Source organism: Luteibacter sp. RCC_6_2 (assembly GCF_041360655.1).
GTDB lineage: Bacteria > Pseudomonadota > Gammaproteobacteria > Xanthomonadales > Rhodanobacteraceae > Luteibacter.
On the sequence record NZ_JBFUPQ010000007.1, the window covers coordinates 20,484 to 43,029 of the forward strand.

General features: G+C 66.2%; 24 protein-coding genes and 1 pseudogene. 3 read left to right on the forward strand and 22 right to left on the reverse strand.

Annotated features, from left to right (window positions below):
* Positions 1–47: 47 nt before the first annotated feature.
* Positions 48–1,607: an oligopeptide:H+ symporter gene (locus AB6730_RS09145; RefSeq protein ID WP_371023336.1), complete on the reverse strand. Its 1,560-nt coding sequence runs from the start codon at positions 1,605–1,607 to the stop codon at positions 48–50.
* Between the two features lie 75 nt (positions 1,608–1,682).
* Here AB6730_RS09145 and AB6730_RS09150 point away from each other — a divergent pair, with 75 nt between their 5' ends.
* The gene (locus AB6730_RS09150; protein WP_371023337.1) at positions 1,683–2,735 is read left to right on the forward strand and encodes an oxidoreductase; all 1,053 of its coding nucleotides are present in this window, start codon (positions 1,683–1,685) and stop codon (positions 2,733–2,735) included.
* Between the two features lie 7 nt (positions 2,736–2,742).
* Here AB6730_RS09150 and AB6730_RS09155 read toward each other — a convergent pair whose 3' ends face one another.
* The 3 genes and pseudogenes from AB6730_RS09155 to AB6730_RS09165 all read right to left on the reverse strand — a co-directional run bounded on the left by AB6730_RS09155 (position 2,743) and on the right by AB6730_RS09165 (position 5,176).
* Positions 2,743–3,618, reverse strand: a complete 876-nt coding sequence (locus tag AB6730_RS09155; protein WP_371023338.1) for a sulfurtransferase — start codon at positions 3,616–3,618, stop codon at positions 2,743–2,745.
* Positions 3,612–4,414 (reverse strand): annotated as a pseudogene (locus tag AB6730_RS09160) (CoA pyrophosphatase). The gene AB6730_RS09155 and the pseudogene AB6730_RS09160 overlap by 7 nt, the downstream one beginning before the upstream one ends.
* Before the next feature lie 42 nt (positions 4,415–4,456).
* Positions 4,457–5,176 carry an FKBP-type peptidyl-prolyl cis-trans isomerase gene (locus AB6730_RS09165; protein ID WP_371023339.1) on the reverse strand — a complete coding sequence of 240 codons (720 nt, stop codon included), beginning with the start codon at positions 5,174–5,176 and terminating at the stop codon, positions 4,457–4,459.
* A gap of 124 nt (positions 5,177–5,300) precedes the next feature.
* Here AB6730_RS09165 and AB6730_RS09170 point away from each other — a divergent pair, with 124 nt between their 5' ends.
* Positions 5,301–6,083 carry an enoyl-CoA hydratase/isomerase family protein gene (locus AB6730_RS09170; RefSeq protein ID WP_371023340.1) on the forward strand — a complete coding sequence of 261 codons (783 nt, stop codon included), beginning with the start codon at positions 5,301–5,303 and terminating at the stop codon, positions 6,081–6,083.
* Between the two features lie 9 nt (positions 6,084–6,092).
* On the opposite strand, the gene AB6730_RS09175 is transcribed toward AB6730_RS09170, so the two are convergent.
* The 5 genes from AB6730_RS09175 to AB6730_RS09195 all read right to left on the reverse strand — a co-directional run bounded on the left by AB6730_RS09175 (position 6,093) and on the right by AB6730_RS09195 (position 12,615).
* Entirely contained in the window at positions 6,093–6,929 is an 837-nt protein-coding gene (locus AB6730_RS09175) for a DUF1684 domain-containing protein (RefSeq protein WP_371023341.1), read from the reverse strand.
* 45 nt (positions 6,930–6,974) lie between these two features.
* On the reverse strand, positions 6,975–8,813 hold the full coding sequence (mutL, locus tag AB6730_RS09180; protein ID WP_371023342.1) for a DNA mismatch repair endonuclease MutL: 1,839 nt from the start codon (positions 8,811–8,813) through the stop codon (positions 6,975–6,977).
* 60 nt (positions 8,814–8,873) lie between these two features.
* Positions 8,874–10,499 (reverse strand): N-acetylmuramoyl-L-alanine amidase, encoded by a 1,626-nt coding sequence (locus AB6730_RS09185; protein WP_371023343.1) that lies wholly within the window; start codon positions 10,497–10,499, stop codon positions 8,874–8,876.
* 185 nt (positions 10,500–10,684) lie between these two features.
* Positions 10,685–11,146, reverse strand: a complete 462-nt coding sequence (gene tsaE, locus AB6730_RS09190; protein WP_371023344.1) for a tRNA (adenosine(37)-N6)-threonylcarbamoyltransferase complex ATPase subunit type 1 TsaE — start codon at positions 11,144–11,146, stop codon at positions 10,685–10,687.
* Positions 11,143–12,615 carry an NAD(P)H-hydrate dehydratase gene (locus AB6730_RS09195; RefSeq protein WP_371023345.1) on the reverse strand — a complete coding sequence of 491 codons (1,473 nt, stop codon included), beginning with the start codon at positions 12,613–12,615 and terminating at the stop codon, positions 11,143–11,145. The genes tsaE and AB6730_RS09195 overlap by 4 nt, the downstream gene beginning before the upstream one ends.
* Before the next feature lie 35 nt (positions 12,616–12,650).
* Here AB6730_RS09195 and queG point away from each other — a divergent pair, with 35 nt between their 5' ends.
* The gene (gene queG, locus AB6730_RS09200) at positions 12,651–13,715 is read left to right on the forward strand and encodes a tRNA epoxyqueuosine(34) reductase QueG (protein WP_371023346.1); all 1,065 of its coding nucleotides are present in this window, start codon (positions 12,651–12,653) and stop codon (positions 13,713–13,715) included.
* 4 nt (positions 13,716–13,719) lie between these two features.
* Here queG and AB6730_RS09205 read toward each other — a convergent pair whose 3' ends face one another.
* The 13 genes from AB6730_RS09205 to rplF form a co-directional block, all read right to left on the reverse strand.
* On the reverse strand, positions 13,720–15,093 hold the full coding sequence (locus AB6730_RS09205) for a class II 3-deoxy-7-phosphoheptulonate synthase (RefSeq protein WP_371023347.1): 1,374 nt from the start codon (positions 15,091–15,093) through the stop codon (positions 13,720–13,722).
* A gap of 41 nt (positions 15,094–15,134) precedes the next feature.
* Positions 15,135–15,635 carry a disulfide bond formation protein B gene (locus AB6730_RS09210; protein ID WP_371023348.1) on the reverse strand — a complete coding sequence of 167 codons (501 nt, stop codon included), beginning with the start codon at positions 15,633–15,635 and terminating at the stop codon, positions 15,135–15,137.
* Positions 15,636–15,917: 282 nt separating this feature from the next.
* Positions 15,918–16,304 carry a 50S ribosomal protein L17 gene (rplQ, locus tag AB6730_RS09215; protein ID WP_306849943.1) on the reverse strand — a complete coding sequence of 129 codons (387 nt, stop codon included), beginning with the start codon at positions 16,302–16,304 and terminating at the stop codon, positions 15,918–15,920.
* A 210-nt stretch (positions 16,305–16,514) separates the two neighbouring features.
* A complete protein-coding gene (gene rpoA / locus AB6730_RS09220) occupies positions 16,515–17,513 on the reverse strand; it encodes a DNA-directed RNA polymerase subunit alpha (RefSeq protein WP_371023349.1) in 999 nt (332 codons plus the stop codon).
* 16 nt (positions 17,514–17,529) lie between these two features.
* Positions 17,530–18,156: a 30S ribosomal protein S4 gene (gene rpsD / locus AB6730_RS09225; protein ID WP_029213873.1), complete on the reverse strand. Its 627-nt coding sequence runs from the start codon at positions 18,154–18,156 to the stop codon at positions 17,530–17,532.
* An 11-nt stretch (positions 18,157–18,167) separates the two neighbouring features.
* A complete protein-coding gene (gene rpsK, locus AB6730_RS09230) occupies positions 18,168–18,554 on the reverse strand; it encodes a 30S ribosomal protein S11 (protein ID WP_007513384.1) in 387 nt (128 codons plus the stop codon).
* Positions 18,555–18,566: 12 nt separating this feature from the next.
* Positions 18,567–18,923, reverse strand: a complete 357-nt coding sequence (gene rpsM / locus AB6730_RS09235; protein ID WP_029213875.1) for a 30S ribosomal protein S13 — start codon at positions 18,921–18,923, stop codon at positions 18,567–18,569.
* A gap of 124 nt (positions 18,924–19,047) precedes the next feature.
* A complete protein-coding gene (gene secY, locus AB6730_RS09240) occupies positions 19,048–20,370 on the reverse strand; it encodes a preprotein translocase subunit SecY (RefSeq protein ID WP_306849899.1) in 1,323 nt (440 codons plus the stop codon).
* Between the two features lie 4 nt (positions 20,371–20,374).
* Entirely contained in the window at positions 20,375–20,806 is a 432-nt protein-coding gene (gene rplO, locus AB6730_RS09245; protein WP_306849898.1) for a 50S ribosomal protein L15, read from the reverse strand.
* 5 nt (positions 20,807–20,811) lie between these two features.
* Positions 20,812–21,009, reverse strand: coding sequence for a 50S ribosomal protein L30 (gene rpmD / locus AB6730_RS09250; protein WP_371023350.1), 198 nt, complete (start codon positions 21,007–21,009; stop codon positions 20,812–20,814).
* A complete protein-coding gene (gene rpsE / locus AB6730_RS09255; protein ID WP_029213879.1) occupies positions 21,002–21,511 on the reverse strand; it encodes a 30S ribosomal protein S5 in 510 nt (169 codons plus the stop codon). The genes rpmD and rpsE overlap by 8 nt, the downstream gene beginning before the upstream one ends.
* A 123-nt stretch (positions 21,512–21,634) precedes the next feature.
* Positions 21,635–21,985 (reverse strand): 50S ribosomal protein L18, encoded by a 351-nt coding sequence (gene rplR, locus AB6730_RS09260; RefSeq protein WP_371023351.1) that lies wholly within the window; start codon positions 21,983–21,985, stop codon positions 21,635–21,637.
* A 30-nt stretch (positions 21,986–22,015) separates the two neighbouring features.
* Complete coding sequence (rplF, locus tag AB6730_RS09265; protein ID WP_371023352.1) at positions 22,016–22,543, reverse strand: 50S ribosomal protein L6; 528 nt, start codon at positions 22,541–22,543, stop codon at positions 22,016–22,018.
* Positions 22,544–22,546 lie beyond the last annotated feature (3 nt).

Sequence of the window (22,546 nt, forward strand, 5' to 3'; positions counted from 1 at the left end):
GCCGTGCCTGGTGGGAGCCGACCCTGTCGGCGATGCTCTGCACGGCTTCACGCCGAACGGTAGTAATCCACCTCACGGTAGCGCCGCGCATACAGGCCGAACGCGAACGCGGCCACGGCGGCGAATCCGGCGAAGAAGAACATCTGGAACGCGGTGGTGCCGATGCCGGTGCCCGCGATGCCGGCGAGCACCGCCTCGTTGCGCACACCCGCGGTGGCCAGCAGCACCCAGAGGTTGCCCACCGTGACGCTGAGCGTCCAGAAACTCATCAGCGTGCCCTTCATCGAAGGTGGCGCCTGGCTATAGGCGAATTCCAGTCCTGTCGCGGACACGAGCACTTCGCCCATCGTGAGGAACACGTAGGGGAGGATCTGCCAGGCCACGAAGACCGGATCGCCACCGTCGATCGCGAGCTGGATCGCGCCGACGATCACCCATGCGACGGCCGAGAGCGCGATGCCGGTCGTCATGCGGCGCAAGGCGGTCGGTTCGATGCCGGCGCGCCGCAGCAAGGGGAACAGGACGAGATTGTTGAACGGGATCAGCAGCAAGACCAGGGCGGGATTGATCGCCTGCATCTGCGCGGGATGCAGCCATTCCGGCATGGTCATCGCGTTCGCCTGGAGCACCCAGGTGGAGGCCTTCTGGTCGAACAGCGACCAGAACGGCGTGACCAGCGCGAACACCAGGAGGACACGCAACACCGCGCCGACACCGTCGATCGCTTCGTCCGGATGCGCACCACGCGCGCGCTCCAATTGCATTCGCGTGCCGATGCCGACGCCACCGAGCAGGCAGACGAAGGCGAGGCACACGGCGGCGACGATGCCCAGCGTCGGCGCGAGCGCCAGCGACGCGAGTGCGAGACCGGCGGCAACGACCGCCACCGTCAATCCCGGCCTTCCCTGCCCCGGTGCACGCGCCAGCAAGGCGGTAAGAACGACCTTGGTGAATCCGTGGGGATCGTTGCCGGTCGGCGGCAGCATCACGTAGTGCCGGCGGCCACGCCAGAACACCAGTGTGGCGACGAACATCAAGGCGCCGGGAATGCCGAACGCCACCGCGGCGCCGTACCGGTGCAGGAAGAAGGGCATCAGCAGCGAAGCCAGGAAAGACCCGACGTTGATCATCCAGTAGAAGGCGTCGAACACCACTTTGGCCATGTGCCGGTTGCTCTCGTCGAACTGGTCGCCGACGAAGGCCGCCACGCACGGCTTGATTCCCCCCGCACCCAGGGCGATCAGGGCCAGCCCCGTGTAGAACCCGGCGACGCTGTGCTCGAACAGCGCCAGGCACAAGTGGCCCACGCAATACACGAGGCTGAGCCACAACACGGTGCGGTACTTGCCGAACCAGCGGTCGGCCAGCCAGCCGCCGAGCAGCGGAAAGAAGTACACGCCGATCACGAAGGTGTGGAACACGTCCTTCGCCGCACCCGGCCGCTCCGCTTCCGGCAGGTACATGAGCAGCGAGGTGACGAGGAACGGGGTGAGGATGTTGCGCATCCCGTAGAAGCTGAAGCGCTCGCAGCCTTCGTTGCCGACGATGTACGGAATCTGCCGGGGCAGGCGCGCGCGCTGGGCGGCGTCGATGTCTAACGTGGTCATGGCCTGGCCCGAAAGCAGTAAAAAACGGTGGAATCCTAAACGAAACGATCAGGCCACTCGCGCTAACCTTGCCCCATGACCGCTACCCGAACCCTCACCCAACCGATCCCCACCGGCCTCATCGGCTATGGCACGGCGGGCGCCTTCTTCCACGCCCCCTTGATCGCCGCCGCCGCGGGCCTGCGCCTGGCGGCCATCGGCAGCCGGCGTTGCGACGACATCCTGCGCGACTTCCCCGAGGCCAAGGCATACGAAAACCCTCAAGACCTGCTCGCCGACCCGGCGATCGAGCTGGTGGTGATCGCCACGCCCAACGAGAGCCACGCGTCGCTCGCCCGCGCCGCGCTGGAGGCGGGAAAGCACGTGGTCGTCGATAAACCGTTCACCTTGAACGCCGCCGAGGCCGAGGCCCTGATCGCCCTGGCGTCGGAACGCGATCGCAAGCTCTCGGTATTCCAGAACCGGCGTTGGGACAACGATTTCCTCACCGTGCGCCGTCTCGTCGAGGACGGCCGGTTGGGCGAGGTCGCCTACTACGAAGCGCATTTCGACCGGTTCCGGCCGGAGATCAAGCAAGGGTGGCGTGAAACGGAGGCGCCGGGTTCCGGCCTGCTCTACGACCTGGGCGCGCACCTTATCGATCAGGCCCTGGTGCTGTTCGGCTGGCCATTGGCGGTCACGGCGGACGTGACCCGGCAACGAGCCGCCGCGCGGGCCGACGATTACTTCCACCTCGTGCTCGATTACGGCCGCCGCCGCGCGGTGCTGCACGCCTCGGTGCTCGTGCGCGATCCCGGCCCGCGCTATCTCGTGCACGGCGACGGCGGCAGCTTCGTCAAGTACGGCATCGACGGACAGGAGGCGGCGCTTCGCGAAGGACGACGTCCCGGCGGCGAAGGCTGGGGCGAAGACGACGCGGCCCTGTTCGGCCGATTCACCGATGCCGACGGCAGCGCGACCACGATCGAGACCCTGCCCGGCCGGTACACCGCCTTCTACGACGGTGTGGCCGCCGCCATCCGCGACGGCACGGCGCTGCCGGTGGAAGCACGCGAGGCGCGCGACGTGATCCGCCTGATCGAGGCCGCGCAGGTGAGTGCGCGGGAGCGGCGTACGGTTCCGCTCTGAACGGCTTTCAGCCCTCGCCCGTCGCCACGGCGCGCGAGGGATCGCTGACCCAGCCACTCCACGACGGCGCATACAGGCGCGAGCCGCACAGGCCCGCGTACTCCATCGCCAACAGGTTGTGGCAAGCCGTGACCCCGGACCCACACATGTGCACGACGTCCTCCGCCGGGTGGGGGGCGATCGTTGCCTTGAAGGCCCGCGCCAGTTCCTCCGGTGAACGGAACCGGCCTTCCGCGTCCAGGTTTTCGGAGAAGGGGCGGTTGCGCGCACCGGGCACATGGCCCGCCACCGGGTCCAGCGGCTCCACCTCGCCCCGGTAACGCGGCGCGGCGCGAGCATCGAGCAACAGCAGACGACCGCTGGCGACGCCTTCGGCCAACTCGTCCGCGTTCACGGTGCCGGCCTCGTCGAAGACGGCATGCACCGTCGTCGGCTCGCGCAGCGGCAGCACATTGTCCGTGGGCAGCCCCTCCGCCAGCCACGCCGGCCAGCCCCCATCCAGCACCGCCACGTTGTCGATGCCGGACAACCGGGCCAACCACCAGAAGCGCGCGGCGGCGAGCGATCCGCCGGCGGCGTCATAGACGACCACCTGCACGTCGGGTCGCCATCCGGCACGGGAAAGCCACGCCGAGAACGATGCGGCCGATGGCAACGGATGGCGCCCGCGCCCCTGTGAAGGCGTGGCCATGTCGGCGAGGTCGCGGTCGAGGTCGGCACGCACCGCTCCCGGCACATGCGACAACGCATAGTCCTGGTCGCCCTTGCCGGGATCGCGTCCACCCGGCTGGTTGAGGTCGAAGCGCGCGTCGACGAAGAGTACGTCGTGCGCCGGCAGGTGGGCGGCCGTGGCCGCGTCGATCAGCGTGCGCGAGATCAGCATGGGTGACCCATCCGTTTCAGCAGGTTGAGCAGGATGGCCGCCGTCACGCCCCAGATGCGGTAACCCGCGTGGAGGAACTCGACCATGTCGCGGCGGTGGCCACGGAATTCCATCGTATAGCGGCGCAGGTTCGCCGGTTCGAGGAAGAACGCGAACGGCACTTCGAACACTTCGGCCACCTCGCCCGGGTCCGGCTTGAGTTCCGCGTTGGCGGCGACACGCGCGACCACGGGCGTGACCGAGTAGCCACTGATGGTCTCGAACGATTCGAGGAAACCCAGCGGCGTCACCATGGCCGCGTCGAGGCCGATTTCCTCCCGGCTCTCGCGCAGCGCGGCAGCCACCACGCCGGCATCGTCGGGTTCGACACGGCCGCCGGGGAAAGCCACTTGTCCCGCATGTTGTTGCAAGGTATCGGTGCGTACCGTGAGCAGCACGTTCTGCTCACGGTCGTCGCGGATGCCGATCAGCACCGCGGCCGGACGTCTCGGTGCATCGCCGATCAATTCGGCCATGTCGTCGTGGTTCCACCCGCGCGGACCGGGAGGCGCCTCCAGAGGAAGCAGCGCGCCACGAAGCCTCGCCAGCATGTCGTCCATCAGCCGCCCTGCCGGCGAGGCAGGATCTCATCCATGATCCACCGCTTCTGCGCGTCGTTCAGGGTCGACCAGCGTGCGATCTCGTCGCCCGTGCGCAGGCAACCCATGCACAGGCCGCGCGCATCGAGCCGACAGACGCCCGTACAGGGCGTCAAGGGAAGCGTGGAGGAAGTAGCGATGGCCATACCGTCGGCCATTCTAGCGCGAGCGGAGGCGACGCGGCGGCGCCGGCCCCGGGCCTACTGGCGGATGTCGACCAGTTCGATCTCGAACACCAGCGCCTCGTTGGGACCGATGCGCGGCAGCTCACCGCGTTCACCGTAGGCCAGCGCCGGCGGGATCACGACCTTCCACTTGTCGCCCACCCGCATGCGCGGGATCACGTCCTGCCAGCCGGGGATGACGCGGTTCACCGTGAACGTCACCGGCTTGCCGTGCGCGTAGGAACTGTCGAATTCCGTGCCGTCGATCAGGGCACCGCGGTAGTTGACCACCACCGTACTGGTGACCTGGGCCTGCGGACCGCGCCCCTTGGCGAGCACGGCGTACTGGATGCCCGATGGCAAGGTGACCACGCCGGGGCGCGTGCGGTTGCGGGCGAGGAAGTCGGCGCTGCGTTTCGCGTTGGCCAGGGCCACGCGGCGGAATTCCACCGCCGAATCGCGCTGCACCTTGGCGTCGAAATTCACCAGTTGCTGCTGCATCACGTCGATCGGCACGCCCGGCGGCCGCTTCGCGTAGCCGTCCTGCAGGGCTTTCACGAGGACGGCGATATCGACATCGGGCTGCGCGCTGTTCGCGAACTGGGTACCGATCTGGTAGCCGATGGCGTACGACAGTTTGGTCTTGTCTATCGCCGGGGCACCCGAGACCGGTGCCGTGGGCGCCGACTGCGCGCATGCCGCTCCGGCGGACAATGACAGCGCGACGAACATGACCAGGAAACGCAAGGGTGACATCCCGTTCTCCGTGAACCCGGAACCGTGGGCGTGCGTGGAGGATAGTCCATGAGACGCCGAGCGGGGGCAAAGGTTCCCCTGCCTGCTACCATCCGCCTCCTCGTCCCGCCGCCTGGAACCCGACATGGCCTTCCGCACGCTCACCACCGCCGACCGCGGCGCCGTCCGCACGATCATCGTCAATCGCCCCGACAAGCTCAACGCGTTGAACCGCGAAACCATCGGCGAACTGACCCTGGCCTTCCGTCAGGCGGCCCAGGACGACGCGGTGCGCGTAGTGGTGTTGTCGGGGGCCGGTGAGAAGGCCTTCGTGGCCGGCGCGGACATTTCCGAGATGACCGCCTGGTCGCCCGTGAAGGCGCAGGCCGCGTCCCGCGCGGGACAGGACCTGATGCTCACGATCGAGCGCCTCGGCAAGCCCGTGATCGCCCGCATCCAGGGCTATGCGTTGGGCGGCGGCATGGAGCTGGCCATGGCTTGCCATCTGCGCGTGGCCAGCGAGAAGGCCCGTTTCGGCCAGCCCGAAATCGGCCTCGGCCTGATCCCCGGTTTCGGCGGCACGCAGCGGCTGACCCGCCTCGCAGGGCGTGGCGCGGCGTTGGAACTGTGCCTGCTCGGCCAGCAGGTGGACGCGGCGCGAGCCGAACGACTGGGCATCGTCACCCGTGTCGTCGCCGCCGAAGAGTTGGACGCGACGGTGGATGCGATGGCCGATCAGTTGGCGATCGCGGCGCCGCTGGCACTGAAGGGCATCCTCGATGCCGTGATCGAAGGTGGCGAATGCGCCATCGACCAGGGCCTGGCGTTTGAAACGCAGGGCTTCGCCATCGCCTTCTCCACCGAGGACATGCGCGAGGGCACGTCGGCCTTCCTCGAACGGCGCAAGGCTTCGTTCAAGGGCGTGTAACCACCGGCCTCAATGCGACGCGCCGCGGTAGTTCAGCTCCCCGGCCGTCACGCGCACATCGAGACGATTCTCCGGCGGAGCCAACTGGCAGGTGGCATACGGCGTGAACACGCACGGCGGGTTGCGCGCCTCGTTGAAATCGATCACCAGCTTGCCGTCCCTTGCCAGAGGGGTGTCGATGAAGCGTGCGGCGCCGTAGGTCTCCTTGCCGCTGGTCAGGTCGGCGAAGACGAAGAACAGCGCGTCCGGCGTTTCCTGGACCGGATACAACTCGAACGTCTTGCCCTCACGCACGAACACGGCCTTGCCCGGCACCTTCTCCTTCTCGATCGTGCCCAGCACCGTGCCCATCTCCAGTTCCATCGGCGGATCGAAAGGCACCCAGTCGGCGACGACCCGCCACGTCGGATCGATGGGGAAATAGTCCAGTCCCTCGAAGCCCGTGCGCGTTTTCGCGTTCTCGTCCTTCACGCGCAAGGCTTTCCGGCCGTCACGCGCGATCACGAAGAAATGCGCGGAACCAAAACGCACCTCGGTGGCGGCCTTGCCCGGCGACGCATCGTCCACCAGGACCGCGCGCTCCACGTCGCTGCCGTCGACGAGGACACCGCTGCCCTCGGCCGGCTCGAACACGGTGGTGCCCTGCTCGTCGAGCGTGACGACGCCCAGCCGTTCCGGGCCGACGTTCAGCACGATGTCGTTGTCCGGCCCGCTGCCGATGCGGTTCGGCCCGGGTTGCAGCCATTCGAGCCCGACAAGGCTGAGCCATCCGCCTGGCGCCGTGAGCAAGGCCAGGCGTTCGGCACGCACTCGTTCGACGGATGCGGTTTCGGAAGGGGAAAGCATGGAGGAACCTCGGCGTATGGACGGCTAGCCGTCCGATCTTTGAATTTATCGGCCGCGCAGGAAGAGCCGATCCAACTCGCCCAGCGACAACTGCACCCAGGTCGGGCGACCGTGATTGCACTGGCCGGAACGCTCGGTGGCTTCCATCTCACGCAGCAGCGCGTTCATTTCAGGAATGCCGAGACGGCGTCCCGCGCGCACGGAGCCGTGGCAGGCCATGGTGGAAAGCAGTTCGTTCTCCAACTCTTCGAGGCGTCGTGAACTGCCGTGCTGGGCAAGCTCGGCCAGCACGTCGCGGGTGAGCTGGCTGACGTCGGCGCCTTCCAGCAACGACGGAATGCGGCGCACCACCACGCCCGTCGGGCCACTGCGCGACAACTCCAGGCCCCACTCGCCGAGCGCGTCGGCGTGTTCCTCGGCCGCCGCCGCTTCCTTCGCGCTGACCGCGATCGACAGCGGCACGAGCAACATCTGCGAACGCAGGTTGGCGGTGACCCGCCCGTTCTTGAGCTTTTCGTAGGTGATGCGTTCGTGCGCGGCATGCATGTCGACCAGCACGAGGCCGTGCTCGTTCTCGGCCAGTACGTAGATGTTCTTCAACTGCGCGATGGCGTAACCCAGCGGCGGGACCTCCCCACCCTGCTCGGCCTCGTTGCCGGAGGGCGGGGTCCATGAGGTCGAGGGTCGTGGCGGTGCGATCGATCCGAACAGCGTGGCGTAGTCGGCCAGCGGCTCGTCGCGCACGCCAAGACTCAATCGCGACTGGCTCGATGCCTGCGGCCATGCCGGCATCGCCGGCGACGACGACAGGCGGTTGTCGTAGACCGTGGCGCCGGCTGCCGCCATGAGTGGGACGGACTGCTCGGCCACCGGCGCTGAGACGCCGGCACGGGTCTGTGCCAAGGCTTCGTGCAAGGTACGGAAGAGGAAATCGTGGATCAGGCGCTGCTCGCGAAAGCGAACCTCGTTCTTGGCGGGATGCACGTTGACGTCGACACCGGCGGGATCGAGTTCCAGGAACAGCACGAACACGGGATGGCGCCCGTGGAACAGCACGTCCGCATAGGCTTGGCGCACGGCGTGGGCCACGACACGATCGCGCACGAGGCGACCGTTCACGTAGAAATACTGCTGGTCGGCCTGCGAGCGGGAAGCGGTCGGCAGGCCGACCCAACCGGACAGGCGCATGCCGGCGGCTTCGTGTTCCACGCGCAGCGCCTGTCCCGGGAATTCCGGACCGAGCACTTCGGCCACGCGGGCCAGCGCGGCGTTTTCGTCGCGCGCGGGCTTGAGCAGGCGTACCGGCTTGCCGTTATGACTCAGGCGGATGTCGACGCCTTCGCGCGCCAGCGCCAACGATTTCAGCAAATCGTCGATGTGCGCGAACTCCGTGCGCTCGGCGCGGAGAAACTTGCGCCGCGCGGGTACGTTGTAGAAGAGGTCGCGCACTTCGATGGTCGTGCCGGGTGGATGCTGGGCGGGACGCGCCTCTTGCAGGCGGCCGCCGTCGACGTCGATGCGCCAGGCGGAGTCTTCGCCCTGCTGGCGGGAGGTCAGGGAGAAACGCGCCACCGAAGATACCGACGCCAACGCTTCACCGCGGAAGCCCATGCTGGCCACGCGCTCGAGATCGTCGAAGCTGCCGATCTTGCTGGTCGCATGCGATGCCACCGCCAGCGCCAGTTCGTCGCGCGGGATGCCGCCGCCGTCGTCGCGCACGCGGATGAGCCGGACCCCGCCCTGCTCGATGTCGACCTCGATGCGGCGCGCACCTGCGTCGATGCTGTTTTCGACGAGCTCCTTCACCACCGAAGCGGGACGCTCGATCACTTCACCGGCCGCGATCTGGTTGATCAGTTCAGGCGGAAGGGGACGAATGGGCATGGGGCACGACCTGACGGGCATTCAGGTCGAAAGGATAGCCCAAGCGGGTGCAGGCCCGCTTCAGCCCGACGGAATCACCATCACCGTGCCGATGCGCACGTTGTTGTCCGTCATCTTGTTGGCGAGCTTCAGCGCGCCCACCGATACCCCGTACTGCTGGGCGATGCCGGTCAGCGTCTCGCCACGGTTGACGCGGTGCACGTCGCGGACGTTTTCATCGGCGCGTGCGGTGGATTTCTTCGCCGGCGCGGGCGTATCGGCCGCCGCGAGCTGCTTGTCGTCCGCCTTGGCGGCCGGTTTCTTCGGCGCCGGCGTGCGCGTCGCCGACTTCACCGCGCTGGAGGCGATGGCATCGGCGTCGGGGCCTGCCGCCGGCGTGGCCGGGGCCGAAGCCGCCGTCGAGGCGACCGACGTGCCGTTCCGGCGCGCCGCCTGGGCGGCGAACCAGGTACCCGGCGGGGGCATCGACTCGAAGTAGTTGCGCACGCCGCCCAGGACGGCGGTGGCGAGTTCACGGCGGTGGCCGTCGTCGCGCAGGCGCCGTTCCTCGGATGGATTGGTGATGAAGGCGGTTTCGACCAGGATCGAGGGCACGTCCGGCGAACGCAGCACCACGAAGTTGGCCCGCTCCACGTAGCCTCGATGGGTGGGACCGAGGCGGCCCAACGCTTTCAGGACGTTGCCCGCGATCGATTCGCTGGCCTGCATCGCGTAGCCCTGCTGCAAGTCGAGTAGCACCGCGGCGAGCGTGTCGTCCTTGTCGTCGAGCGACACGCCGCCGACCAGGTCGGCGCGGTTTTCGCGATCGGCCAGCCAGCGCGCGGCTTCGGACGTCTTGCCGCGGGGGGAGAGCACCCAGACCGACGAGCCTTTCGCGTCGCTGTTCTTGAACGCGTCCGCGTGGATCGAGACGAACATGTCCGCGTTGTGCTCGCGCGCGATCTGGTAGCGCCGCTTCAGTGGAATGAAGTAGTCGCCGTTACGCGTGAGGACCGCCTGCATTCCGGGCTGGCGATTGATCTGGTCGGCGAGTTCGCGCGCCACCTGCAAGGTGACATCCTTCTCGCGCAGGCCGGTCGCGCCGCGCGCGCCCGGGTCCTCGCCACCGTGGCCGGCGTCGATGGCGACCACCACCTTGCGCTCGGCGGCCAGCATCGGCGGCTTGCCCGCGGGAACCGTCTTGCCGCGTGAGCCGCGCGGTGCGGTTGCGACAGCCGCCTCGGCCGGCGCATCCGCCACGGAAGCGGTGTCGTCGCTGACCGGGTTGTCGCCAGGATCGCTCTGCCCGCCGGGATAGAGATCCAGCACGAGGCGATAGCCGTAGTCACCGGCGGGCTTGAGCAGGAAACTCTTCGGCTTGGCCTTCGGATCGACCGTGGCGACCATGCGTGCGCTGCCGCCCTGCTTGCCGGCCGTCATCGACTTGAACAGGCCCTGCCCGCCCGGTGCGGCGAAGTTACCCGCCACGGCGCTCCCGGCGATGTCGAGGACGACACTGCCCGGGGTATCGCCCTGGGACATCTTGTAGGTCGCCGGACCGGACAAATCGAATACCACCCGGGTGTATTCCGGACCAGCCCAGACCCGCGCGGCCTTGATGTCGGCCGCTGTCGAGACGGCAGGGGCCAGCGTCGCGACGGCGGTCACGCACGCAAGAAGGCCAAGTTTGATAGTGATTCCCCTCATACGGCCAGGATTGAACTGCAAGCGCCCGCTGAATGCAAGACGTTTTCCCTTGTTAATCCATGACCTGCGAAACCTTCGTCAACGGGCGTACAGGAATGCGGTGCAACCGACGACCGGAGATGCTGGCGGGAACCGCCTTGTGTGTCGATACGGAACTTGTTGAAACACAAGGCTTTGTGCGCGCGTCAGGTGCCGAGCGAGCGCAGAATTCGCTGTCCCGCGGGGGATCGCGCCTCGATGAGAACGGCGCGCCCCTGCCCTTCATGGCGGAAGCTCAATTCGAGGTCGGCGGATGGCAAGGCGCCGGTACCGCGCTCGGGCCACTCCACCAGCACGATGGCTCCCGGTTCGGCGAGGCTATCCAGGCCGAGCCACTCCAGTTCACCCGGATCGGCGATGCGATAGAGGTCCAGATGGAAGGCTCGGCGCTCGCCGATGTCGTAGCCTTCCACGAGGCTGTACGTGGGGCTCTTCACCCGTTCGCCGACGCCCAGGGCCCGGAGGAAAGCCCGTGCGAACGTGGTCTTTCCCGCGCCGAGGTCGCCGTGAAGGTAGGCGACGAGGCCGGCGGGCACGTGCTGCGCAAGGCGGCGTCCCAACGCCATGGTGGCCTCCTCGTCGGCGAGGTTCCATTCCAGGGCGCTCATGCGTCGAGTCCGTTGACGAGTCGACGGAGCGGGTCGAGCAGGTCGCCGGCCAGGAGCCCGCGCTCGCCTGCCCGTGCCGCGACGTCGGCCGCCCGCGCGTGCAGCCCGACGCCAAGGCAGGCCGCCTCGTAAGGTTCGCAGCCTTGACCCATGAGGCCGGCGACGATGCCGGTGAGGGTGTCGCCCATGCCGCCGCTGGCCATGCCCGGATTGCCCCAAGGGCACACCGCCACCTCCCCTTCGGTTGAAACGATCAGGCTGCCGTTGCCCTTGAGGACGACCACCGCGCGATAACGCTTCGCTATCTCGCGCCCGGCGGCGAAGCGATCCGCTTGCACGTCCGCTGTCGCCACACCGAGCAGGCGCCCCGCCTCACCCGGGTGAGGAGTCAGCACGACGCGCGCCGGCAGCGGGCGCGGCTCGGCATGCAGCAGGTTGAGGCCATCGGCATCGAGGACCGTAGGCAGGCCCGCGTCGAGCGCCGTCGTCCACAAGGCGTGACCCCAGGCGGCTTGGCCGAGGCCCGGGCCGAGTGCGATCACGGAAGCTTTTTCCAGCATCGGCTGCAAGGCCTGTGGTCCATTGACGCCGTGCGCCATCAGTTCCGGGCGTGCCGCATTCATCGCCTGCACGTTTTCTTCGCGGGTCGCCACGCTGACGAGGCCGGCGCCGGTACGCAACGCCGCCTCCGCGGCCATCCGCACGGCACCGCCCGTGCCATGGTCGCCACCGATCGCGAGGACGTGGCCGTTCCCACCCTTGTGCGAGTCGCGTGGACGCCGGGGCAGCCCGGCCGGTTCGAGCAGGCGCGCATCCGGCGCATCGAGGATGCTCCGCGGCAAGCCGAGGTCGAAGAGTTCCACGTCGCCAGCCACCTCAGCGCGATAGGTATGCAGGCCGCGCTTGTGCACGATGAAGCTCGCGGTGGCGGTGGCATGGACGGCGACGCCCGGGCATGCGCCCGTATCCGCCGAGAGGCCCGAGGGTACGTCCAGTGCGAGCACCGGCGGGCCGGATGCATTGATCGCTTCGATGGCGCTGGCCGCCCGGCCTTCGGGAGCGCGATTCAGGCCCGTACCGTAGATGGCATCCACGATCACGTCGGCAGGCGAAAGCGCGTTCCAGTCGGCGAGTGGATGGGCGACGCCACCCAGCGCTTCGAAGGCCTCGCTGGCACGGGCGGCGTCCCCTGCCCTGGGCGGATCGAGCGCCACGAGATCCACGGATAGTCCCGAGGCCAGCGCGTCCCGGGCGACGAGATAGCCGTCGCCACCGTTGTTTCCCGCGCCGCACACTACACGCAGCCGCCGCGCGGCAGGCCAGCGCCGCCGCAGCATGGTGAAGGCGGCAGCCGCCGCTCGCGTCATCAGCTCGAAGCCGGGAATGCCGAGCTCGTCGATCGCGCGACGATCGATCGCGCGGGACTGCCCGGATGTGAAGAGGGCGATACCGAGATGGGGTGCGGTCATCGGACGATTATAGGAGCCCCCGGTAGAATGGACGCATGTCCGTCTCCCCATCCACCGACTACGCCAGCCTCGCCACCCAGATCAAGCAATGGGCGCGCGAGCTCGGCTTCGCGGACGTGGGCGTCGCGGGCATCGAGCTGGGCGACGACGAGGCATACCTGGAGCGCTGGCTGGCCGAGGGCCACCACGGCGAAATGGACTACATGGCACGCCACGGCACGCGGCGCAGCCGTCCCGCGGAACTGGAGCCGGGCACGCTTCGCGTGATCTCCGTTCGCATGGACTATGTGCCGCCGGGCACGCCGAACGCCTGGGACGTCATCCACGACCGCGAGCAGGCCTATATCGCCCGCTACGCCCTCGGCCGCGATTACCACAAGGTGATGCGCAACCGCCTGCAGAAGCTCGCCGCGAAGATCGAAGATCGTGTCGGCGACTTTCGCTATCGCGCGTACGTCGATTCAGCACCGGTGCTGGAAAAGGCGATCGCGCGCAATGCCGGGCTTGGCTGGATCGGCAAGCACACCGTACTGATCAACAAGCGCGCGGGTTCCTACTTCTTCCTCGGCGAACTTTATACCGACCTGCCGCTACCGGTGGACGAACCGGCCAGTGCCCACTGCGGCAGTTGCCGCCGCTGCATCGACGTCTGCCCGACGCAGGCGATCGCGGGTCCGTATCGCCTGGACGCGCGCAAGTGCATTTCCTACCTGACCATCGAACTCAAGGGCAGCATTCCTGTCGAGTTGCGCGAGCCGATGGGTAACCGTGTCTTCGGTTGCGATGACTGCCAGTTGGTCTGCCCATGGAACAAGTTCGCCCAAGAGGCGACCGAACCCGACTTCGCACCACGCCATAGCCTCGACGGACCCAGGCTGGTCGATCTGTTCGCCTGGAGCGAGCAAGAGTTCCTCTCGCGCACGGAAGGCATGGCGATACGCCGCGCCGGTTACGAAGGCTGGCTGCGCAATATCGCCGTGGGCCTGGGCAATGCCCCCACGAGCGACGAAGTCATCGCCGCGCTCGAAGCGCGCGCCGGCGATCCGTCACCGGTCGTGCGCGAACATGTGGCGTGGGCAAGGGAACGGCATGGCCGCTGACGTGTCAGACCATGCCGCCTGACTTACGCACGATCAGCATCGCCATTTCGAGCGACTGCTCGTAGTTGAGCCGCGGATCGACCATGGAGCGGTAGGCGCGATCGAGGTCGCCTTCGACGAGGTCACGGGCACCACCCAGGCATTCCGTAACATCTTCGCCCGTGAGTTCGAGATGCACGCCGCCGAGACGCGTACCGGCCGCGGCGTGGATGTCGAACGCCTGATCGAGCTCGCCGGCGATGTTGGCGAAGCGCCGGGTCTTGTAACCGTTGCTGGTGCTTTCCGTGTTGCCATGCATTGGGTCGGCTACCCACAGCACGCGACGCCCTTCGCGCTTCACCGCCTCGAGCAGCGGCTGCAGGTGCGTACCGATCTTGTCGTTGCCCATGCGATGGATGAGGGTCAGGCGGCCCGGCTCCTCGTTCGGGTTCAGGACATCGATCAGGCGCAGCAGATCGTCCGCCTGGACCGTCGGGCCAACCTTCACCGCGATGGGGTTGCGGATGCCGCGGAAGTATTCCGTGTGCGCGCCGTCGAGCGCGGCGGTGCGCATGCCGATCCAGGGGAAATGCGTGGACAGGTTGAACCAGCCGTCCTGTCGCGGAACCCTGCGCGTGAGCGCTTCCTCGTAGTGCAGCAGGAGCGCTTCGTGCGAGGTGTAGAAATCCACGCGCGAGTAGCTGGAGATCGACTGCCCCGCGAGGGTCTCCATGAAACGCAACGAATCGCCGATGCTGGCGACCATGCGCTTGTATTCCGCCGCGAGCGGCGAATGCTCCACCCAGGCCAGATCCCAGTATTCGGGATGGTGCAGGTCAGCGAAGCCACCGTCGATCAACGCGCGGACGAAGTTCATCGTCATCGCCGAACGGGCATGTGCCTTGATGAAACGCTGCGGATCGGCGCGACGCGCCTCGGGCGTGAACTCGGGACTGTTGACCAGGTCGCCACGGAATGCGGGCAGCGTCACGCCGTCACGGGTCTCCGTATCGGCCGACCGCGGCTTGGCGTACTGGCCGGCGAAACGGCCGACGCGCAACACGGGCTTCTTCAAGCCGTGCACGAGCACGAGGCTCATCTGCAGCAGCACCTTGAGCCGATTGGAAATGATCGGGCTGTTGCAGTCCGCGAAGCTCTCCGCGCAATCGCCGCCCTGGAGCAGGAAGCGCTCACCGTCCTGCGCTTCGGCGATACGTTCCTTCAGCGCCAGGATTTCCCACGAGGTAACCAGCGGCGGCAATTCACCGAGCTGGGCCAACGCGCGGTTGAGCTCGTCGAGGTCTTCGTAAGTCGGCTGCTGAAGGGCGGTCCTCGACCGCCACGAGCCCGGCGTCCAGTCGATGGACGGGGGAACTACGGCTTTGAGGGAGTGCTGCATGGGTAATGCCTACGTGGAAGCGCCCCGGGAGGCGCGGAAAGTCAACGAACGCCGCGGCGCAGGGACAGGAGAGCCCAGACGACGAGAACGACGAACCAGAACAGGGTCCATCCCGGCATCGGCACGCCGAGGATGGGCTCGATCTTCGCGCACTCGCCCGAGCCAGTGAATGCCAGCTTCAGCATCTTCATGAACGGGAAAGCATCGAACAGATAGCCCAGTCCAGGGCCGCAAGCGGGAACCTCGCTGGCAGGAAGGGACTGCAGCCACAGGTGGCGCCCCGCCGTGGCGATGCCCCACAGTCCGCCGAGCGTAATGAGGACCGCGTAGGTGGCGCGACCGCCGCGTTTCACCGGCGCGTGCAAGCCGCCGATGAGGAAGAACAGGCCCATGAAGCACACGGCGATACGCTGGAAGATGCACAGCGGACACGGGTCCAGATGCATCACGTACTGCGAGTACAACGCGAAGCCCATGAGGGCCGCGCAGACGACGAAAGCAGCGAGATAACGTGTGCGGAACGACCAGTTACGAGGGTTCATGTGGGGATGGTGCGATGCGGGACACCCACGTTAACCCTTTGTGTAGGTACTTGTCAGTAGGCGTACGCAGTTTCATTGGTAACCATGTCAATCACTTGTGCGAGGTGCACGGCGGAGCCGTAGGCACCACCGTGATGGACACCGCACGTGCAAGCCGCCTCCTGCGAGCCTCCCTCACCCGGGTGTGGCAACCGGCAAGAAGCTAGTGCTAGCCGCCCAACAAAAGCAAAAAAAACCCCGGCAGGTTTCCCGGCCGGGGTTTCTTCGATCAAGCCTGGAAGCTTAGTCGGCGTCGACTGCTTCGCCCGCGGTCGGGCGGTCCACCAGCTCGACATACGCCATCGGGGCGTTGTCGCCCGGGCGGAAGCCGCACTTGAGGATGCGCAGGTAGCCGCCGGGACGCTCGCGGTAGCGAGGACCCAGCTCGACGAAGAGCTTACCGACAGCCTGCTTGTCGCGCAGGCGCGAGAAAGCGAGGCGGCGGTTGGCGACGCCATCGGTCTTGGCGAGCGTGATGAGCGGCTCGGCGACGCGACGGAGTTCCTTCGCCTTGGGAAGGGTGGTGCGGATAAGCTCGTGCTTGATCAGCGACGAAGCCATGTTCTTGAACATCGCTTCGCGGTGGCTGCTCGTGCGGTTGAGCTTGCGACCGGATTTCTGGTGGCGCATGGCGTTTACTCTCTGAGTCTATTGTTATGAAAAGCCGGTCAGGATGAGCCGACTTCCCGCGGTTACCCGCTGATGCAAGGCTATAAGAACGCCCCGCTATAAGAGCACGGCCTCTTTGGACCGCTTTGGAATCCCGGTGGAAGTGCGCGAGGCATCCGCCGGGTGGTGCAAAGGATCGGGGCGATCGAATACCGATCGCCCCGTGAAACATCAGCCCAACTGCATGCCGTGGGAAAGACCCGGCGGCGGCCAGTTTTCGAGCTTCATGCCGAGAGCGAGACCACGCCCGCCCAGCACATCCTTGATTTCCGTCAGCGACTTCTTGCCCAGGTTCGGCGTCTTCAACAGCTCGACTTCGGTCTTCTGGACCAGGTCGCCGATGTAGTAGATGCTCTCGGCCTTGAGGCAGTTCGCCGAACGGACCGTCAGTTCGAGATCGTCGATCGGACGCAGCAGGAGCGGATCGAACCCGCCCTTCTCCGCCTTGGTCGAATCGCTCTCGCGGCGCGAGAAATCGCCGAAAACCGACAGCTGATCGTTGATGATTTCAGCAGCCTTGCGGACCGCGTCTTCAGCACCGATCGTGCCGTTCGTCTCGATGTCGAGCACGAGCTTGTCGAGGTTGGTGCGCTGCTCGACACGAGCCGCGTCCACTTCGTAAGCCACGCGCAGGACCGGCGCGAACGACGCGTCAAGCTGCAGACGGCCGATCGGCCGCGTCTCGTCATCCGGGTGCTGGCGCGAGCTGGCCGGCTGGTAGCCGACGCCACGACGCACCTTCAGACGCATGTTCAGTGCCACATCCTTGGTGAGGTGGCAGATCACGTGCTCCGGGTTGACGATTTCAACGGAATGATCGACCGCGATATCGCCTGCGGTGACCACGCCCTTGCCCTTCTTCGACAGCGTCAGGGTGACTTCATCACCGCTGTGCTGACGGATGGCGACATCCTTGAGGTTCAGCAGGACTTCGATCACGTCCTCCTGCAGGCCTTCCAGGGTGGTGTACTCGTGCAGCACGCCGTCGATTTCGACCTCGACGATCGCGCTGCCCGGAATCGAAGAGAGCAGCACGCGACGCAGCGCGTTGCCCAGGGTGTGACCAAAGCCACGCTCGAGCGGCTCGACCACCACCTTAGCGCGGTTCGCTCCAAGCTGCTCGACGCTGAGGCCACGAGGCCGCAGCACACTAGTTGACGAAACTGCCATGCAAGGCTCCGGTGGATTACTTCGAGTAAAGCTCGACGATCAGGGCTTCGTTGATATCGGCCGGCAGATCACCGCGATCCGGAACGGCCTTGAACGTGCCTGCGAACTTCTTGCTGTCGACCTCGACCCACGACGGACGAAGATCCATCGTGTCGTAGATCGTCGCCGCTTCCTGCACGCGCAACTGCGTGCGGGCCTTCTCCGTCAGCGAGACCTCATCGCCCGGGCGGACATGATAGGAAGGCACGTTGACCTTCTTACCGTTGACCGTGACGGACTTGTGGGCCACGAGCTGGCGAGCCTGGGCGCGGGTGACCGCGAAACCCATGCGGTAGACGACATTGTCGAGACGGCTTTCCAGGAGGCGAAGCAGGTTTTCACCCGTATTGCCCTTCTGGGTCGAAGCCTTGGTGTAGTAGTTGCTGAACTGACGCTCAAGCACGCCGTAGATGCGCTTGACCTTCTGCTTCTCACGCAACTGAACAGCGTAATCGGACAGGCGGGCGCGCTTGTTTGCGCCATGCTGGCCGGGCTTGTTTTCGAGCTTGCACTTGGAATCGAGCGCGCGGGCGGGGCTCTTCAGACCGAGGTCGGCACCCTCACGACGCGCAAGTTTGCAGGTAGCTCCACGATAACGGGCCATGGGTATGCTCCTTAGACGCGACGCTTCTTGGGGGGACGGCAGCCGTTATGCGGAATCGGCGTGACGTCGATGATGTTGAGCACCTTGTAGCCCAACGCGTTCAGAGAGCGCACGGCCGACTCGCGGCCCGGGCCGGGGCCCTTGATGCGCACTTCCACGGTCTTCACACCGTAGTCGCCCGCGGCGCGGCCAGCCTTTTCGGCGGCGACCTGCGCTGCGAACGGGGTCGACTTACGGGAGCCGCGGAAACCCGCGCCGCCCGCCGTCGCCCACGACAGGGCGTTGCCCTGGCGATCGGTGATCGTGACGATGGTGTTGTTGAAAGAAGCCTGCACGTGGGCCACGGCATCCGTGACGACGCGCTTGATCTTCTTCTTGGTTTTAACCGGCTTAGCCATGATCGGTATCCGTTACTTCTTGATCGGACGACGCGGACCCTTGCGGGTACGGGCGTTGGTACGCGTGCGCTGGCCGCGCACCGGCAGGCCGCGACGGTGGCGCAGGCCACGGTAGCAACCAAGATCCATGAGGCGCTTGACCGCCATGCCGATTTCGCGACGAAGGTCGCCCTCGACCGTGTACTTGGCGATCTCAGCGCGGATCTTCTCGACCTCGCCTTCGCTGAGCGACTTGATGGGAGTGGTCGCAACCACGCCCGCGTCGACGCAAACCTGCTTCGCCCGCGAACGGCCGATTCCGTAAATGCTCTGCAAACCAACCCAGACATGCTTCTGGACCGGCAAATTGACACCCGCGATGCGCGCCATGATGTACTGTCTCCGATGCGTTTCGTGCGCGGTAAACGCGCAATTCTAACCGTAATTAACCTAAACGGGAAGTCCTGCGGCGCTGGGCGCCAAGGCCTCCCCTACTTGGGGCCTCCGTCGCGTCTCAGCTGCGACGGAGATTGGACTTCTTAAGCAGACTCTCGTACTGGTGGCTGACGAGATGGGCCTGGACCTGAGCCGTGAAGTCCATCACCACCACCACCACGATCAGCAGCGAAGTGCCGCCGAAATAGAACGGGACGTGCCAGGCGTTCTGCATGAACGTGGGCACCAGGCAGACCAGTACGATGTAGAGCGCGCCAACGCCGGTAAGCCGGGTCATGACGCCATCGATGTAGTCCGCCGTGGCACGACCCGGGCGGATGCCCGGAATCAACGCGCCCGAACGCTTGAGGTTATCGGCCGTTTCCTGCGAATTGAACACGATCGCCGTATAGAAGAAGGCGAAACCGATCACCAGCACCGCGAACACGATGTCGTGGACCGGCTCACCCGGGCTCAGCGCCGTGGTCAGCCATTGCAGCCAACGGGACTGGTGGGCAGAGCCGAACCAGGTCGCCGCGGTCGCGGGGAAAAGCAGCAGGCTGGTCGCGAAGATCGGCGGAATGACGCCCGCCATGTTGATCTTCAGCGGCAAGTGCGAGGTCTGGCGCTGGAACTGACGCTGGCTGCCCTGCTTCGCGTAGTTCACGGTGATACGCCGCTGGGCGCGCTCCATGAACACCACGAAGGCCGTGACCGCCAGGATCACCACGGTGACCATCAGCAGCTTCAGGACCGACAGCTCGCCGTTGTTCGCCATGGACAGCGTGTGCACGATGGCACCCGGCAAGCCCGCGACGATACCGGCGAAGATCAGCATCGAGATACCGTTGCCGATACCGCGCTCCGTGATCTGCTCGCCCAGCCACATCAGGAACATCGTGCCGGCGGTGAGGCCGACGACCGACGCCATGACGAAGCCGGCACCCGGCATGTAGACCACCGGTGCGCCGCCCGTGGCGACCTGCTTCTGCAGGGCCACCGCGATGCCGAACGCCTGGAAGGCCGCGAGGCCCACCGTGCCAAAGCGCGTATAGGTGGTCATCTTGCGACGACCCGCCTCGCCTTCCTTGCGCAGTGCCATGAGCGACGGAACGACCGAGCCCATCATCTGCACCACGATCGACGCCGAGATATACGGCACCACACCGAGAGCGAACACCGAGAAGCGGGACAGCGAACCACCCGAGAACATGTTGACCATGTTCAACAGGCCGCCACCACCCTCGACCAGGCTCGTCATCGCCTCGGGGTTCACGCCCGGAACGGGAATGAACGAGCCGAGGCGGAAGACGATCAGCGCACCGATAAGGAAAAAGATGCGCTGACGCAGTTCCGTCAGTTTGCCCAGCGAGCCGAGCGTTGTGCCCTGCGCTGCAGCCACCTGATTACTCCACGCTGCCGCCGGCGGCTTCGATGGCCGCCTTGGCGCCGGCCGTCGCAAGCACACCGGAGAGCTTCACCGCACGGGTGATTTCGCCCTTCAGGACGATCTTGACCTTCTTCGCGCGGCTGGTCACGAGACCGGCGGCGTGCAGGGCGATCAGATCGATGGTGTCGGACTTGACCGACGCCAGCTGGTACAGCATGACCTGTTCCGTATCGGCCTTCTTCAGCGAACGGAAGCCGACCTTCGGCAAACGACGCTGCAGCGGCATCTGGCCGCCTTCGAAACCGACGCGGTGCGTATTACCGGCACGGGCGTGCTGACCCTTGTGACCACGGCCGGCGGTCTTGCCGAGGCCGGAGCCGATACCGCGCGCGACGCGGGTACGGGTCTTGCGGGCGCCCTTGCCGGGCCTGAGTTCATTAAGACGCATGACGTTTACTCCTCGACCCGGACCAGGTAGTAGACCGTGTTGATAAGGCCACGGACCTGGGGGCTATCCTTCAGTTCGCGCACATCGTTGAGCTTGTTCAGGCCGAGGGCCTTCACGCTCAGACGATGACGACCCTGTACACCGCGAAGGCCCTTGACGAGGCGGACGCGGACGGTGCCGGTGTTTTCGTTGTTCTTAGCCATTGCCGAGGACCTCTTCGATCGTCTTGCCACGCTTGGCGGCAATGCGCTTCGGCGATGCAACGGCCTGGAGGCCCTTGATCGTGGCGCGGACGAGGTTGATCGGGTTGCGCGAGCCGACGGCCTTCGCAAGCACGTCCTTCACGCCGACCACTTCGAGGACGGCGCGCATGGCACCGCCGGCGATGACGCCGGTACCCTGCGAGGCGGGCTGCATGTAGACGCGGGCCGCACCGTGGTTCGCCTTGATGGCGTACCAGAGCGTGCCGTTGTTCAGTTCGATCGACACCATGTTGCGGCGGGCGCGCTCCATAGCCTTGGAAATGGCGACCGGCACTTCACGCGCCTTGCCATAACCAAAGCCGACGCGACCCTCGCCATCGCCGACCACGGTCAGCGCGGTGAAGCTCATCTGGCGGCCACCCTTGACGGTCTTGGCCACGCGGTTGACGGCGATCAGCTTTTCAAGCATGCCGTCCGAATTTTCGCGATCTGTCGAGGACATCTCTCTTTCCTGTCTGCCCGGATGTTTACCGGGACTTCTGTTTACGGCTTGGTCGCCGCTTGGAGTTGTAGTTACAGCGGGCGGCACCGGTCCCGGGGGACCGATGCCGTGGCCTGACGCCTCTTAGAACTTGAGGCCGGCCTCACGCGCCGCGTCGGCAAGAGCCTTGATGCGACCGTGATAACGGAAACCCGAGCGATCGAAGGCAACGGCTTCGATACCGGCGGCCTTGGCGCGCTCGGCAACGACGCGGCCCACCGTGACGGCGGCCTCGATGTTCTTCTTGCTCTTGAGACCCTCGGCGACCGACTTCTGCACGGTCGAGGCGGCTGCCACGACGGTGCCGTTCGGCGCGAAGACCTGGGCGTAAATGTGCTGACCGGTGCGGTGCACGCTCAGGCGGGCGACGGCGAGCTCACGGATGTGGGCGCGGGTCGACTTGGCGCGGCGCAGGCGGGATACGTTCTTGTTCATCGTTTTGACTCCAGAAAGCGGATAGGCCGATTAGGCCTTCTTGGCTTCCTTCAGGATGATCGTCTCGCCGGCGTAGCGGACACCCTTGCCCTTGTAGGGCTCCGGCGAACGGAACGCGCGGATCTTCGCGGCCACCTGGCCCACGAGCTGCTTGTCGGCACCCTTGACCAGGACTTCCGTCTGCGACGGAACTTCGATGGTGATGCCTTCCGGTGCCTCGAAGACCACCGGGTGCGAATAACCCAGCGAGAGGTTGACCGACTTACCGGTGAGCTGGGCGCGGTAACCCACGCCGACGAGCTCGAGCTTCTTCTCGAAGCCGTTGGCCACGCCGTGGATCATGTTGGCGACGATCGCGCGGGCGGTACCGCCGAACTTGTCGTCGGCACCCTCGGCGAGAACGACGTTCGCGACGCCATTCTCCTGCTGGAACGAAACACCCGGCAGTTCGTGGGTGGTCAGGGTGCCCTTCGGGCCCTTGACGGTGACGGTGCCGTTGGCGATCGAGAGTTCGACGCCCTTCGGCAGGGTGATGGGCTGCTTGGCTACACGTGACATGTC

Excerpts from the sequence above, each read along its gene's own strand:
- AB6730_RS09205 (WP_371023347.1), bottom strand. The coding sequence starts at position 15,093 with ATGCAGCACTCCCTCAAAGCCGTAGTTCCCCCGTCCATCGACTGGACG.
- queG (WP_371023346.1), top strand. The coding sequence starts at position 12,651 with ATGTCCGTCTCCCCATCCACCGACTACGCCAGCCTCGCCACCCAGATC.
- rpsK (WP_007513384.1), bottom strand. The coding sequence starts at position 18,554 with ATGGCTAAGCCGGTTAAAACCAAGAAGAAGATCAAGCGCGTCGTCACG.
- AB6730_RS09165 (WP_371023339.1), bottom strand. The coding sequence starts at position 5,176 with ATGTCACCCTTGCGTTTCCTGGTCATGTTCGTCGCGCTGTCATTGTCC.
- AB6730_RS09170 (WP_371023340.1), top strand. The coding sequence starts at position 5,301 with ATGGCCTTCCGCACGCTCACCACCGCCGACCGCGGCGCCGTCCGCACG.
- AB6730_RS09195 (WP_371023345.1), bottom strand. The coding sequence starts at position 12,615 with ATGACCGCACCCCATCTCGGTATCGCCCTCTTCACATCCGGGCAGTCC.
- AB6730_RS09150 (WP_371023337.1), top strand. The coding sequence starts at position 1,683 with ATGACCGCTACCCGAACCCTCACCCAACCGATCCCCACCGGCCTCATC.
- tsaE (WP_371023344.1), bottom strand. The coding sequence starts at position 11,146 with ATGAGCGCCCTGGAATGGAACCTCGCCGACGAGGAGGCCACCATGGCG.
- AB6730_RS09210 (WP_371023348.1), bottom strand. The coding sequence starts at position 15,635 with ATGAACCCTCGTAACTGGTCGTTCCGCACACGTTATCTCGCTGCTTTC.
- AB6730_RS09155 (WP_371023338.1), bottom strand. The coding sequence starts at position 3,618 with ATGCTGATCTCGCGCACGCTGATCGACGCGGCCACGGCCGCCCACCTG.
- rpmD (WP_371023350.1), bottom strand. The coding sequence starts at position 21,009 with ATGGCTAAGAACAACGAAAACACCGGCACCGTCCGCGTCCGCCTCGTC.
- AB6730_RS09145 (WP_371023336.1), bottom strand. The coding sequence starts at position 1,607 with ATGACCACGTTAGACATCGACGCCGCCCAGCGCGCGCGCCTGCCCCGG.
- rpoA (WP_371023349.1), bottom strand. The coding sequence starts at position 17,513 with ATGGCAGTTTCGTCAACTAGTGTGCTGCGGCCTCGTGGCCTCAGCGTC.
- rplF (WP_371023352.1), bottom strand. The coding sequence starts at position 22,543 with ATGTCACGTGTAGCCAAGCAGCCCATCACCCTGCCGAAGGGCGTCGAA.
- rplO (WP_306849898.1), bottom strand. The coding sequence starts at position 20,806 with ATGCGTCTTAATGAACTCAGGCCCGGCAAGGGCGCCCGCAAGACCCGT.
- mutL (WP_371023342.1), bottom strand. The coding sequence starts at position 8,813 with ATGCCCATTCGTCCCCTTCCGCCTGAACTGATCAACCAGATCGCGGCC.
- rpsM (WP_029213875.1), bottom strand. The coding sequence starts at position 18,923 with ATGGCGCGCATCGCGGGTGTCAATTTGCCGGTCCAGAAGCATGTCTGG.
- rplR (WP_371023351.1), bottom strand. The coding sequence starts at position 21,985 with ATGAACAAGAACGTATCCCGCCTGCGCCGCGCCAAGTCGACCCGCGCC.
- AB6730_RS09175 (WP_371023341.1), bottom strand. The coding sequence starts at position 6,929 with ATGCTTTCCCCTTCCGAAACCGCATCCGTCGAACGAGTGCGTGCCGAA.
- rplQ (WP_306849943.1), bottom strand. The coding sequence starts at position 16,304 with ATGCGCCACCAGAAATCCGGTCGCAAGCTCAACCGCACGAGCAGCCAC.
- AB6730_RS09185 (WP_371023343.1), bottom strand. The coding sequence starts at position 10,499 with ATGAGGGGAATCACTATCAAACTTGGCCTTCTTGCGTGCGTGACCGCC.
- rpsD (WP_029213873.1), bottom strand. The coding sequence starts at position 18,156 with ATGGCCCGTTATCGTGGAGCTACCTGCAAACTTGCGCGTCGTGAGGGT.
- rpsE (WP_029213879.1), bottom strand. The coding sequence starts at position 21,511 with ATGTCCTCGACAGATCGCGAAAATTCGGACGGCATGCTTGAAAAGCTG.